The following is a 14,311-nucleotide window of genomic DNA, read 5'->3' on the forward strand; positions in this document are numbered from 1 at the left end:
CAGACAATGGATATTAAATGAAATGGATTGGTTAACAAATGACCGGAAATGATTTACGGTAACATTACCGGTCATTTTAAGAGTCATAGTCGTTTGGGTACATGAAGTAACTAGTTTAAAGTAAGTTTGCTTTCATTATGGGACAAGGAAGTTGCTTAATTATTATTGTTGTTTGTGGGATGGAAATAAGGTTTGTAGTTTAAACTTTAACAATAGGGGGACTTGTGAAATGGGTATGAAGAAAAAACTTGGTATGGGTGTTGTAACTGCAATGCTTGGCTTATCCTTAATTGGCGGGGGAACATATGCATATTTTAGTGATAAGGAAGTATCACAAAACACGTTTGCAGCGGGTACTTTAGATTTGAGTGTGAATCCAGAAGTTGTTATTAATGTCGACAATCTGAAACCAGGTGATGAAATGGAACGTGGTTTTCAATTAGTAAACAAAGGAACCTTAGCAATAGGAGATGTGAAACTCCTGACAGATTACAGTGTAATCGATGCGAAAGGGGATAATGGAAATGCTGATTTTGGTGATCATATCCGTGTTGATTTCTTGTGGAACTTGGATAAAAATGAGGTTCCAATTTGGTCTACTACATTATCTGAATTAAAGGTAGCTACGCAAAATGGAAATATTCCTAATCTTGTAAAGAACGGTATTGTAGATCGAGAAGGAAATGGACTTGCTCCAGGTGATGATGATACATTTTATGTAATGTTTACATTCGTAGATAACGGTGAAGAACAAAATGTATTTCAAGGAGATGCGTTGAAATTAAATTGGACTTTTAATTCCATGCAAGCAAGCGGTGAAGAAAAGTAAGTGTAATAATTTGTATACTATATGTGTGAGACATATCGTATACAAGTGAAAAGAACTGTTTTGAAATGAAGGCGTTTATCCTCAATGGTAAAACTCCTTATAAAAATATGGGTGAAAAACTTGATGATGATTTCCCTTTTAAAACACATCGTAAAAATATTTTGCGATGTGTTTTGTTGTAAGTTGGAGAGTACAGAAATATTAAATGATTATCCAGCTTTTGAGATACTTTGAGGGAATTTAGCACCTTACGCTAGCTTAGCAGCTTTCCTGAAGGGGATTTTGTTTTTTTACATGACGAAATGCTTAAAAACATAATATAAAATAAACATGTTTGATTTTCATTCATGTTTAATCTTTATAAACATCCATTACCTTAAACGTTTGACAAACTAGCATTAAGTCTGGAGTAAAATTAAGTCCATACCGACTTAATTCCCAAGTGAAAAATTTAACGTGCTCACTATACCAATAATCATAGCTTAAATCGCCTTCACCCTCAGATCTTGCAAAATTACTTGTTACTTCATTCATTTTTAGTAAATCGATCTTTGTATATTTTATAATTGCTAATGGATTATTGTCTCCATCCAATACAATATCGTACTGACCAACTTTTTGAATTTCTTCCCCTTCAAGCTCATAAACACAATGTGCAGCGCATGTTCCTGTTTTGATTCCTTTAACTACTAAACTTCCTAATTTATCTCCCATTTCTTTGGAACCATCTCCAAACATCCACGAATCTGGAACACTCATGTTTAATCCATTTTCTTTAGCGTACATATACCAATATTCTTCTATCTTATTAACTGACATCAGTCACTCATCTCCTTAATATTTAAATGTTTTGAATTTAACACGTGGCATATTATCTGTCAATATTTTAGAAGAACTTGCAATACATCTACATCAATAAATGTTTATAAAAAATATAACTCTTCGTAAACATATTTTCCATTCTGTATATTAATGCGAATAAACGAAACTCATACTGTTATTCTGCTGAAATCGTTACGGAAAAGTAAAATAGTGGATAAAAGAACAAACTATAAATAGTTTTATTTACCAATAATATTTTCTTTGTTTCGTAGCATATTAAACGTACAGGAGGTGATATATGATGGCAAACAATCGTAACAACTCTTTAGTGGTTGCAGGTGCAGAAAGCGCACTAGATCAAATGAAATATGAAATTGCACAAGAATTCGGCGTACAATTAGGCGCAGATTCAACTGCAAGAGCGAACGGCTCTGTAGGTGGAGAAATCACAAAACGTCTCGTTGCTATGGCAGAACAGCAACTTGGTGGATATAACAAATAATGCTAGGTATAAAGTAGAAAAAGGAGAGATTATATCTCTCCTTTTTTTGTAAAATATTCGATTAGGAATATTTTATTTGTTATCTATCTCGTCTCTTATTACTTGTATCTTCCAGCCACTTAGAAACATATTCTTGCATACGAGATTCTAATGATTGAATCGTTTCATTTGAGATAGTGAGTGCTTGATCCGCATACTTTTTCGGGAACATGTTGCGCAAAGTAGGTTCATTTTCAGCACCATCTCCTGGTTCACGGTAATCTTCAATGATGTAATCATCCCCATTTTTTGTGACCGTCACACGGACTGGAAGTAAATGTCCTGCTTGAGAAACTGTCTGTGTTTCGCGGTTGTATCCTTGCATGAGGGAATGAAGGTAGACATACATTTTTTCATCCTTCATTTCAGTTCCATAGATTACATGCGTCTCAAATTGTTTTTCTGTATGATTTAATTTGTCTTGATTCCAGGCAATGATACTTTCTGAAATAAGGGATTCTAATTTGCTGTTTAGCGGAATCTCCGTTACATCCTTTGCATCATTTTGGACAGAATCACACCCTGTTGCAATGAAAACGAGTATGACAATGCTTACGGTAATCATTATCTTTCTCAAAATCTTATTTTCATATTTTAATGCAATACGTCTGCTCATCAATTCACTCCATTTCTCTTCGTGCTAATCATTCACTGACATAAATCTTTTATATGACAATAGTAAAACCGACTTCAAACTAGAAACTTATTCTATCCAAGGAAATATATCAAATTGTATAATACATACTATACCATTCTTACACATAACGGGAGAAATTCTATGAGAAAAGTTATAATGTATTGTGGGATCTTTATTATGATTCTTTTAAGCGGTTGTATCCGATTCGGACAAGACACTACAGATACCATTTATCTCATTCCAGAAGCATACGAAGGAGACCTATTGGTACTATATAATGTTCCAGGAGCTGAGTTGTTGCCAGAAGAAGATGGATTTCGTGTCGTCACTTTTTCTGCAGACGGGACCGCAGTTACATCTACAGCCGATATGAAATATGGGGAAGTCAATGACACGTATTACACGGTTAACAAGGAAGGTAAGCGCACCAAACTTGATGAAAGCTGTATACGCGTTGGTTCAAATGGAAGCACTACTGAAAACATTGGTAAAGAAAATGAGCATACATTCTCATACGCGAAATTGGAAGTTACAACTAGTGCTTGCTCACAAAGATTTTCATCATACGGGAGAGAAGTATCTGAAAATCAAGAACATCCTGTAGAGAAGAAATTGAGGGAATTATTGGTGCTCGTAAAAGAGCAGTATATGAAAGTGAAATACTAAATTTTCAAAAGGATGAATGGATGATGTTAGGGATAGGGTTGATTGTAGTAGGCGTTTTACTTGTCAGCGTTGTATCTTACCGAGAAATAAAGAAAGCAGGGGGCGTAACCTGGATTGAAATTCTAGTATATCCCTTTTTATTATTAATAGGCGCGTTACTCGAACATTTTGATCTGCCAGATTTTTTAATATTTTTAGGTTTGGTATGTATTGTTTTTGGTAGCTGTATGGTCATGGGCGTCAATATTCTATAACATTAAGAGCAAAGCATCTAGTTCAGATGCTTTTTTATTTTATTTTGTAGTTTTTATTTTTAATGTCTATCACACTAGTTACCCAGACATACAGGGTTCCAAGTGCTGGTAAAAAACTTAGCAAGTTGAATGTATTCTCTATAATATAGAATGAAATAAAAATGGAGGAAAAATAAATAGACAATGGAAGAAAAATGTATACGTCACGTTTTAAAGATTTTAAACTTTGCACTTTATTCACCTCAGCTTTTCTGGCATTATGTTTTAAATAAGAACCCGCAAGTTTGCAGATTCTCTTGGTGATGATTTTTAAATATGTAACTCGATTCTAAAATACGGTATATTGAGTCACTATAAAAATCAAATATTAATTTTCTAAAATAATCTTATGCAAATCTTATTGCGTTAGAAACACAGCCCGAATCATAACAATTGTAAATGGATCTAATTCGTTATCGGCCATACCAGTATCCGTATCTTAACCAATGACAAATCCTATCATACCTTTTAAAATACCAACATGGATTGTGGCATCCACATTAACTGTTACAAATTTCATCACGTTTAATTTCGTTTCTATCGTAGTCTTGGATTTCCCATGTGATCATGCGTTCTGTAAGCTAATAAAAAACGCACCGTAACCCAGTGCGTTTCAGACAAATATACCTATATGTTTTACTTTGTAATTTGGAAGGAACCACCATAATAATATGAATTGTCTACTTTTAGTACTGCCACATATGTACCTGGTGTGTAAACCGTTGTAATTGGTGTTGTGAACCTAGAATAGTAGTGGTGCCCAGCCTCACCTGCAGAAATGGTTTTGTAGCGTTGCAATTTACCTTCTCCGTTCAATCGATAAATCTTTACAACACCTACATCTTTTCCGCCTATATACACCGTCGTATCAAACGTACCACCTTGTTTTAACGTACCAGGGGCTAATTCTTTTAGATAGTCCACATTGTGATGCAATAAGAAATACGTCTGCCATGGCCAATCATCCACAATAGCTGAAGCTTGCTTAATCGTATTTACTTCAGCGCGCGCTTTATCAGGTAGCGTACTGTCTAAAACGATAAAACCCGAAAAGGTTAAGGCACCGATTAAAGCAAATGAACATAATTTTTTCATATTAAATTCCTCCCGTTTATCTGACATTGTCATAGTCCACTTACAGGTATTAGGTTGTCATCCATTAATTGGATTATTATTCTAAAATCAATATATCATTTTCTTTCAATTTAATCAAATTAGAATTTTCTAACAAGTGATGAGGATAGATAAAATTCCATCTTTCTCCGTTTTTTCTATCATACAGAAGAAAGAACAGAGGCGATAAAGAAATTTTATTCCGCTCTCTTTTCAAATTAACAACATTTCCCGTTTGTACGGTACGAGACTATATTAAACATAAAATAGACACGAAAGGGGATTGGAATTAGCGAATATTTACATGGAATCTAGGAGATGCAAGCTCAACATTTCATAACGGATCGATGGTTCCATTTCAACAGACTCCGAATCCGACAGTAATTTTGTTCTGTTTACTCATGAGGTAACGGAAGAGAATTTAGAAAAACTTGCTACAATTGCTCATCAGTATACAGAGGATACCATCCATTGTTACAATTACGGCAGTGTAGAAAAAGTAGGATAAAAGAAGAAAACATACTGTTCCAAATTAATATTCCGTGTGTTTTTTGAACATACATTCCTTTATTTAATGTATATATTGAATATATGGATATATTGTGTTATGATGTGGATTAGAAACTCGCGTGTTTCAAATACAACATTTTTATCTTCTTGATGACCTCTTATCTTTCCGTAAGAGGTCTTTTTTTATCCCTCCTCATTTGCATAGCCGTTAAAATACTATGAACAGATACTAGGAGACTACTACACTGTGATACTCTCTAGTATTTTTTCTTTATCCATATTATCTATTGTTGAGTAAATGATTAATTGTTAATTTTTGTATAATCTTTATAAAATAATAAAGGGGTATATATGAATAGGTATGTCCTTTTTATGTAATGATAATGCGAATTGAAGTGTAATACTGAAACGGTAAGAATCAGGGCCGAAACAGATAGTTAGGAAAGTAAAACAGTAACAGCAGACAATACTTATAATGAAAACGTTCATAATGGACTGTCTATGGATGGAGAAAAAAATACGAAAAGATAAAAGGGGCAAATGAATATGAACAGAGCCTTTAAAGGTATCGTATTAGCAGGTCTAAGTGTTAGCGGGTTGTACAATAGAAACATATGTCCTAACGCAGTCCAGAATATAAGCATGTAGATAAAGTATTCTTAGCTGATAAAATGGTAGAAGACAAGAAGACTATAGCAATGAAGAAATTGAAAGAGAACTAAGAGGTTTAGCATCCTGACTTTCTAAATAACATGAGTGTTTCTATAGAATGAATCCTTAGGAGGGCTATTGTGGAACCTTTAATCAATGGTATTTTATACTTTGTATTTTTTTTTGGAGCACTGTTTCTTATACTGGGTACTGCATTGGTTTTATTTATCGTGGCTGCATTACTAATAATCTGGAAGGAGAATCTATCATTTCTAATGATTAGTTTAGGTATAAATATACTTGTCATTCCATTGTCTTTTTTTATTGGCGGGATGGCAACAGATTCCCCTGGTAGTACGATGCACGATTTTTGGAAAGTATTTTTCTTTATTCAGGTAATTCCGTTCCCTCTAGTACTGCTATCTTTAGTTTGGTGGCTTATTCGTCGAAAAAAAGCAAAAGTTCATGTGTAGCGTTTTTAATGCAAATAAGCTGTCCGTTTGGGGAGTGTATTGTATTTATTACTAAACGTGATTATTTCCAAAATGAATGCAATAACACTATACAGTTAAATAGAAGGTGAAACATATTGAAATCTTATCAAACGTTAGCCCACTTGTATGCATTAGGACTAGGCTGCGGGCTTTGGGATAGAGAGGAGGTAATTTCATGGTGCGATAGGTTGATTGAAGCAAATGAGCACCCGCCATATGAAATTATGGAGATATCTTTAATGTCTAAAGCAAAGCTGATATATATAGAATCGGCTTTACTGTCATATAGCCGCATAGTTGATGAAAAATACTCGGTAAATATCCTTCTTTCTGTCTTAAATGAAAAGTTAGTAGCTCAGAAATGTAATGTGAAACAAGCGCTTACTTGCTCCACTCGTTTACTAGTAAACAGAGGCGTATATTGGGAAGAGGAATATTTTGATTTATACAGCCTTGATGATAGCTATGATATTGCACAGGAAGGGATCCATTTTAATAAAGAAGATGTGATTACTGCTTATATCGATACATTAGGTGCTTTTCGCGTCCATTTTAACGAGTTTGAAGATCTATATTTGCAAGTCATGAAACAGAAGTGGCAAGGGTAGAAGGCAGGAAAAGGAATCATTGAATCGTAAGAGTTACTTCCTGTATTTATCACCAAATTTATCTAGCCAAGACGAATCTGTCTTCGTGTTGATGAATTTTTGTCTCTTAATAACTTAATGCTATCATCTTTAATTTTTCCGACAGCAAGCAAAGCTAGCATTTTTAATGCATAATCAGACGCTTGTAAAGGAGCATCACTAATTAAATTTTTACCAGAGAGTAATTTATTTAATTAGTAGAAAAAGGAAGGGACCTATTTGGCTCCTTCCTTTTTCTCATACATACATAACGCTTGTTGACAACTTATGAAATAATAGCATTCATCGCTATTAAAATATAGCACTAAAAGCGATTTAATGGATATGCAATTATACATATCTGTTTAATTGCATGAATGGGAACAAAATGATTTAACTCTTCCGGTATGGAAACAAATAGATTCAGGTATATTTAGGGTAAGAAGACCTGATTATTGATTGCTGGTTAAATCATATTTCTACGTATCTGAAACAAATTATTTCACTGGATTGTATGTTATAGATGGTGAGGGATTTATGAAATGTAGATTGTTTCTTGGTTTTTTGCTCGTGATTTTACTTTGAGGATACATCGGAAAAGAAGTTACGTTATATACGATTCAAAAAGGGTTATTAGTTAGTGCATCCATAGATACGCTCCGTTTCCTGTTTCCTATCCTACTAAATTACCATTCCAAGCAGATACCTTCTCTTTCAAACAATTCATCCATTGAATAAAGATAATTCCGCCATACGTATCGGAGGGCATGAAGCTTTCTTAATACCATTTGGAATATATTTCAATATACTTCCGATACTATAACAGATCGAAAATTTCTCTATTGGAGGTATATAATGGCATATCCATTTCGTAACTTAGTATTTGAAGGTGGCGGAGTAAAGGGAAGCGCTTATATAGGTGCCATCCGTGCACTAAATGAAGAAGGGATTTTACCAGAAATACAACGATTTGGGGGGACTTCAGCAGGAGCGATTACTGCATTACTTTTAGGTCTTTCCATTCCATTCGCAGATCTTGTAAAAATCCACAAAGACATGAATTTTAAAGCGTTTAAAGATGATGATTTTTCGATTGTACAAGATAATATTCGTTTATTTTTTGATGGTTTTGGTATCTATAAAGGGGATTTCTTCACTGAGTGGGTAGGAAAGATCGTTGAAAAGTGGACAGGGAGTAAGGACACAACCTTTCAGCAGTTATATGACAAAACAGGAAAAGACGTGTTTTTCCAAGGAACGAACATTTCTACACACCAGCTTCGTACGTTTTCTCGCGAAACGACACCTGATGTCCCGTTAGTAGTTGCTGTGCGGATTTCGATGTCCATCCCATTCTTTTTTAAATCTGTGGAATGGGATAAAGATTATTATGTAGACGGAGGTGTACTGGATAACTACCCAATTCGTTTATTTGATCGGAAAAGTTTTGTGAATAAAGAAGAACACTTCACGACCACAGATACGATTGACGAGGTTAATAAACTGGTAAGCAATACGGAGGATCATTCTACACTAAGAAGCTTACACACGAAATACAATGCATCTTTCTTTGATCCTGCAGATGAAATTGTCTACAACAAAGAAACACTGGGTTTCCGTTTAGAATCTCAGGCCGAGATTGCCATGTTAAAACATATCGCAACTTCAACAGAACATCATATTGGCCATTCTCTTATTCATTTTGCATGGAATTTGTCTCAAACGATGATCAAAGGTCATGAGAGCGGAAAAACAACCAAAGAAGATGCTGCCCGTACTGTATTTATCAATACATTCTTTACGCCGTCGTTTAATTTCGATATCACAGAAGAAGAAAAGAAAACACTCATGAATTCAGGCTATACTTCTACTAAAGACTATCTACATCAGTTTAATACGTCTGAAGTAAAATTGTTTAATCGACCATAAAGCCGAGTGCAATGCACTTGGCTTTTTTTAATCGTCCTGTAAATTCTTTTTTTAGTAGCTAATAAAAATTCAGATAGACTATGCATAGAACAAGAGAAAGGAGATAACAGAAAGTAATAAATATAAGTTTTGATGACTTCTTATTTTGTAAAACTAGGGTGTAGAAAGGGTGAAACAGGTGGAAGAAAAACGAATTATGATTTATACAATTTTTCGGCTAACACAGTACAAAAGAGAAGCCTAAAACGGTGGATAGGAATGTATCAAAAAATGAATAGAGTAGCAAGACGGATTTATTGTGAAAGTAGGGATTTTCCTTTTTCTTTCTACTGATAATAAAGCGTTATGTAGACTGGGAATGTATAAGGTATTCATTGCTATTCCTTCAAAATGCTGATGTTACATCATATTAAAATAACCTCTAATTTAAGTATTGAAATTCTCTAAATCTCAATGTATTATATTCTTGTATTTTCTCACTTTGCTAAGCCTAGAAAACATCATCACTTCTGAAAGAACTCGAACTCCAGCGGGTTCTTTGAATTTACTTGAACTTATTTTTGAATCATTGTATTATATTTCCGAGTCTTACTCATATAAATCATTATCAGGAGAATCTGCAAATTTGCAGGTTCTTTTTTATTTTATTGAAAGTAAAATTTTAGCCAGTCATTTATTTTCATATTTTTGGTTTTTATACGTGTTTGGTAAAAATCAATGAGTTGCAAAAAAATACTATGCTGAAATCTAGTTCGGTATAGCAATGTGCATATAAAAGATCCCACTTTGCTATATCCCCTAAAAAGAGTCATAAAAATCTATATTTTTTTAATTCAGTTGCATACTACAAAACTTCTTTTAAAAGAAATGTATGTACATACACATTATATTTTGTTCCATAACTCTCTAACTTTTGTTCACGAGAGTCTGTTAAGTAAAGGATTATTGGCGGGTGGTGCAATAGGTGCAGAAGATGTGAAAACAAATGAAAAAGTACAAGTTGCTGTTGCAGGTAAAGAGGGAAATATAACGTATAAAGAAATTGATAAAGCAGAATCTCCATTGTTATTTGGAATGTATCCTTTATGTTAAGATCCGAATGGGAAGTTTGTTTTTTCTGATAATTAATATTTATACAAATTGTGTAATTAGTATACGGAAGTGGTTTTAAATTTCATTAATGTATTCCTTTTCATCTGAATGAATTATTTATTGCAACAGATTTCCCGTCCAAAATAAGATGTTCAAACAAAAGACAATATAAGTATCTTTATAATGATTTTTCAATATAATCAATGTGTTTATGAAAGGAACTCTGTGTTATTTTTGCTTTTTTACTAACTAATACAGCTTCAAACAAAGGACACAATTGCTACATACTAAGTGTGATTTATTACCTATTCAAAATTCTGTCTATTCAATCTTTCTAAAAATAAAAAAAGATTAAACTTATAAATATACAAGTTATAATGAGGGCGTCGAGACACAATTTATTACCTCTAGAGAAAATATCAAACCTTGTTTTGGATTAAAAATTCTAAAGAACTTGCCAGTAATTTTTTAAAATTGGACATACTGATATGATTACTATACGGTGGATAGCGGATTAGAAGGAAAGTTTATTCAACTCAATAAAGAAAGCGTTATCAAATGAAACTTGTTTTGAATCGATCATTCTAACAACTTAGATTCAACTACAGCTAAAAATAATAAATTATGGGGGTGCTTATATGAACATAAATGTAGCATCTATTAAAGAAAAAAAGATTGTTAAATACAAAAGTTGTTTTGATGTGATTGGGCCCATAATGATAGGCCCTTCAAGTTCACATACTGCAGGTGCTTTGGCTATTGGAACAGTTGCTAATAAATTATTTCAAGGTCTTCCCAAAAAAGTTGTGGTAAAGTATTATGAATCATTTGCTGAAACCCATAAAGGTCACGGAACTGATTTTGCAATTATTGCTGGTATATTAGGCTTTGCTGCTGATGACAGCAAAGTGCCAGATGCTATTAAAATAGCAGAGTCTAAGGGAATTGACATTACCTTTATTGAAAAATTGGGTAATAGTCCTGCTGGTCATCCAAATACGGCAGATGTATATGCAGAGGATGAAAGTCGAAGTATTAGAGTAATGGGGATTTCGGTCGGTGGTGGGTTGATTGAAGTCAAACATGTTGAAATTGATGGATTTAGCTTAAATCTGCAGGGGCCATTGCCAGTTGTTATTGCGATTTCAGAAAGAGCTGACTTTGAATTTGTTTTACGCAGGATCTTTAAACAATATGATGTGGAAATTAACAACTTTCATAGTTTGGAAGATAAAACAAAATATTTATATGCATTCGCTTTGGATTCGATATTGCCAGGTAATGCTCAGAAGGAATTAGGAGATTTAAGCAATATAGCTAATCTTATTATTCTTTAGTCACATTTAGGAGTGAAAAATATGTATATGGCCATAAAAGAAATTGTGGATGCAGCTAATAAAAGCCAAAAGCAAATTTATGAATTAGCAATCGAACAGGAAATCAAACAAACTAAAATTTCTTATGAAGAAGTATGGAGTAAAATGGAACGAAATTTAGCGACTATGCAACATGCAATAAATAAAAGTATCGAGGGCGACGGTGTATTTTCTCCAACAGGTTTGACCGGAGGGGATGCTGTAAAAATTAAAAACTATCGAGAAAATAGGAAAACTCTTTCTGGAGATTTGATGGTGTTAGGGATTCAAAGTGCTATCGGTGTTAATGAAGTAAATGCTGCATTAGGAGCTATTTGTGCAACTCCAACAGCAGGTGCGAGTGGGACGACTCCGGGAGTCCTATTTAGTATTAAAGATACGTTGCAGTTAAGTCATGAAGATATGATTCATTTTCTATTCACTTCAGCGTTATTTGGAACGATAGTCGCAAACAACGCTTGTATTTCAGGAGCGTACGGAGGATGTCAAGCTGAAGTAGGAAGTGCCTCAGCGATGGCGGCTGCAGCTGCGGTAGAAGCTGCGGGTGGAACGCCACAGCAATCTTCTGAAGCTTTTTCGATTGCATTACAAAATTTACTCGGTTTAGTTTGTGATCCGGTCGCTGGTTTGGTAGAAATTCCTTGTGTAAAGAGAAACGCCATTGGAACGGCAAATGCTTTAGCAGCAGCGGACATCGCATTAGCCGGCGTAAACAATCTCATCAATGCTGACGAAGTGATTGAAGCCATGTATAGAGTTGGAAGACAGATGCCTCGCGAATTAAGAGAGACAGGTTTAGGTGGTATTGCAGCTACACCTACAGGAATTGCCATTAAAAATAAAATCTTTGGGGAGAAACAATTAAATCAATAAGTTATCGAGTGTATTGTGAAATTTTTAACAATCTTTACTCTATTGTTCGCCTAAGGATGTCTGTATATTGGGGGAGTTATCAATAAAATATACTACTATATAATTAAAATATTTTATAAGTGGTAATAAACCCTTCAGGTTGATGCTTCGCTAATTTTTTGATTTTTATTAACCTAGAAGGGGGATATTCGTTGTGGCGCACTATATAAGCTATTCATTTTTCAAGAACGGTCTATATTCCTATATCTTAAAAAAGAAAATTAAGAATAGGACACAAGGAGGAATTATTATATGGATGGGAATACTGCAAAAAACATAGAATTTCAAGCTGATAACACTGCAGTAAAAAATGAGAAATATCTAGACCCTAAAAAGTGGCATAAACAGGATACTACCTGGGCATTGAGCCTTTTTGGAACAGCAATTGGAGCAGGAGTACTCTTTTTACCGATTAATGCAGGTTCAGGTGGTTTATTATCATTGCTGTTAATTACCATACTTGCATATCCTGTTATGTATTATTCACATAGGGCGCTTGCTAAAATGATTTACGCTTCGAACTCTGCCGATGAGGGGATTACAGGTACAATAAGAGAGTATTTTGGAAATAAGGCAAGTATCATTTTTAATATTGTGTATTTTGTCTCCATTTATACGATCGTGCTGATGTACTCGGTCGCACTTACAAATACCGCTAGTAGCTTTATCGTGCATCAATTGCACATGTCGGAGCCTCCAAGGTCCATTTTATCGCTTGTCTTAGTACTCGGTCTTATCGCTATACTAAATTTTGGTCAAGATATAACTGTAAAGATCATGAGCATGCTAGTGTATCCTTTTATAGCTTCTCTCCTTTTTATCGCAATATCTTTGATTCCACAGTGGAATACGTCAATGCTTAGTTTTTCAAGTGTTTCTACTGCTTCAACAGGAACAGGATATTTAGGAACGATATGGATGATACTTCCAATCATAGTATTCTCGTTTAATCATTCGCCTATGATTTCGTCATTTGTTATGAAACAGAGAGCTACGTATGGAATAGATGCTACTGATGCTAAATGTGCTCAAATACAAAAAGTTTGTTATATTATGACATTCGTAGTTGTTATGTTCTTTGTTTGGAGCAGTACCTTAAGTTTGACTCCAAATGATCTTAAGGTGGCAAAAGAACAGAACTTGTCAATCCTATCATATCTTGCTAATGAGCTTAATTCGCCAGTAATCACTATTGCAGCTCCTATCATTGCATTTGTGGCTATTACAAAGTCTTTCCTTGGTCATTATATAGGAGCGTATGAGGTAATGCGTGACATGATTATCAAGTCCAGTAAAAAACGTGGGAAAGATATAGGAGAAAAAACAGTTAAGACAATGATTCTTACTTTTGTCGTATTAACATGCTGGTATGTTGCTTATACAAATCCAAGTATTCTTGGAATCATTGATGCCCTTAGCGGTCCGCTAGTTGCTGCTATCTTATGTATACTACCAATGTATGCAATCCATAAAGTATCAGTACTTGCTAAATACAAAGGGAAATCGAGCAATGTATTTGTCATTATTATAGGTATTCTTACTGTCCTAGCAAGTATTAAGTCATTATTCTAATCCACTATTGTTAGTATCGATGCAAAAATCGTGGGATATGGAAAAAAGAAAGATTCTTATCGGAACTGAATTCTATATTGTTAAACTAAAGAAATCATGGTTTTGGACAAACTCCTCACATTGGAGAGTTTGTCTTTTTTTATTATATGCATAACTTTTATCATTTTAACCAAGAAGACCCCTTCCTCAAGGAACGCGAAATAAGTAGGTGGGAGATGAATTGGCTAAAATGATAAACTGGTGACCCA

General features: G+C 34.2%; 13 protein-coding genes. 10 read left to right on the forward strand and 3 right to left on the reverse strand.

Annotated features, from left to right (window positions below; translation table 11 throughout):
* Positions 1-229: 229 nt before the first annotated feature.
* Positions 230-829 carry a TasA family protein gene (locus tag BUA87_RS03755; protein ID WP_016077688.1) on the forward strand — a complete coding sequence of 200 codons (600 nt, stop codon included), beginning with the start codon at positions 230-232 and terminating at the stop codon, positions 827-829.
* A gap of 351 nt (positions 830-1,180) precedes the next feature.
* Here BUA87_RS03755 and BUA87_RS03760 read toward each other — a convergent pair whose 3' ends face one another.
* Positions 1,181-1,648: an ASCH domain-containing protein gene (locus BUA87_RS03760; protein ID WP_000115719.1), complete on the reverse strand. Its 468-nt coding sequence runs from the start codon at positions 1,646-1,648 to the stop codon at positions 1,181-1,183.
* 304 nt (positions 1,649-1,952) lie between these two features.
* Here BUA87_RS03760 and BUA87_RS03765 point away from each other — a divergent pair, with 304 nt between their 5' ends.
* The gene (locus BUA87_RS03765) at positions 1,953-2,153 is read left to right on the forward strand and encodes an alpha/beta-type small acid-soluble spore protein (RefSeq protein WP_000002881.1); all 201 of its coding nucleotides are present in this window, start codon (positions 1,953-1,955) and stop codon (positions 2,151-2,153) included.
* Between the two features lie 79 nt (positions 2,154-2,232).
* On the opposite strand, the gene BUA87_RS03770 is transcribed toward BUA87_RS03765, so the two are convergent.
* Positions 2,233-2,808: a peptidase M56 gene (locus tag BUA87_RS03770; RefSeq protein ID WP_072938466.1), complete on the reverse strand. Its 576-nt coding sequence runs from the start codon at positions 2,806-2,808 to the stop codon at positions 2,233-2,235.
* Positions 2,809-2,970: 162 nt separating this feature from the next.
* On the opposite strand from BUA87_RS03770, the gene BUA87_RS03775 reads away from it, so the two are divergent.
* Together BUA87_RS03775 and BUA87_RS03780 are read left to right on the forward strand one after the other, a co-directional pair.
* Entirely contained in the window at positions 2,971-3,495 is a 525-nt protein-coding gene (locus BUA87_RS03775; protein WP_001233341.1) for a DUF6843 domain-containing protein, read from the forward strand.
* Positions 3,496-3,515: 20 nt separating this feature from the next.
* Complete coding sequence (locus BUA87_RS03780) at positions 3,516-3,749, forward strand: hypothetical protein (protein WP_002094019.1); 234 nt, start codon at positions 3,516-3,518, stop codon at positions 3,747-3,749.
* A 675-nt stretch (positions 3,750-4,424) separates the two neighbouring features.
* Here the strand turns inward: BUA87_RS03780 and BUA87_RS03790 are convergent.
* On the reverse strand, positions 4,425-4,883 hold the full coding sequence (locus tag BUA87_RS03790) for a DUF5065 family protein (protein ID WP_071714856.1): 459 nt from the start codon (positions 4,881-4,883) through the stop codon (positions 4,425-4,427).
* A 1,319-nt stretch (positions 4,884-6,202) separates the two neighbouring features.
* Here BUA87_RS03790 and BUA87_RS30795 point away from each other — a divergent pair.
* From BUA87_RS30795 to BUA87_RS03830, 6 genes are all read left to right on the forward strand, one after another.
* Positions 6,203-6,535, forward strand: coding sequence for a hypothetical protein (locus BUA87_RS30795; protein WP_000433527.1), 333 nt, complete (start codon positions 6,203-6,205; stop codon positions 6,533-6,535).
* A gap of 116 nt (positions 6,536-6,651) precedes the next feature.
* Positions 6,652-7,164, forward strand: coding sequence for a hypothetical protein (locus BUA87_RS03800; protein WP_000844532.1), 513 nt, complete (start codon positions 6,652-6,654; stop codon positions 7,162-7,164).
* 873 nt (positions 7,165-8,037) lie between these two features.
* Entirely contained in the window at positions 8,038-9,111 is a 1,074-nt protein-coding gene (locus tag BUA87_RS03805; protein ID WP_000331130.1) for a patatin-like phospholipase family protein, read from the forward strand.
* A gap of 1,730 nt (positions 9,112-10,841) precedes the next feature.
* Positions 10,842-11,540, forward strand: coding sequence for an L-serine ammonia-lyase, iron-sulfur-dependent subunit beta (sdaAB, locus tag BUA87_RS03820; RefSeq protein WP_001024890.1), 699 nt, complete (start codon positions 10,842-10,844; stop codon positions 11,538-11,540).
* Positions 11,541-11,561: 21 nt separating this feature from the next.
* The gene (gene sdaAA / locus BUA87_RS03825) at positions 11,562-12,452 is read left to right on the forward strand and encodes an L-serine ammonia-lyase, iron-sulfur-dependent, subunit alpha (protein ID WP_000281775.1); all 891 of its coding nucleotides are present in this window, start codon (positions 11,562-11,564) and stop codon (positions 12,450-12,452) included.
* Positions 12,453-12,743: 291 nt separating this feature from the next.
* Positions 12,744-14,063, forward strand: a complete 1,320-nt coding sequence (locus tag BUA87_RS03830; protein ID WP_000348957.1) for an aromatic amino acid transport family protein — start codon at positions 12,744-12,746, stop codon at positions 14,061-14,063.
* Positions 14,064-14,311: the final 248 nt, after the last annotated feature.

Origin of the sequence: Bacillus sp. bc15 (assembly GCF_900142585.1) — a bacterium.
GTDB classification, from domain to species: domain Bacteria; phylum Bacillota; class Bacilli; order Bacillales; family Bacillaceae_G; genus Bacillus_A; species Bacillus_A cereus.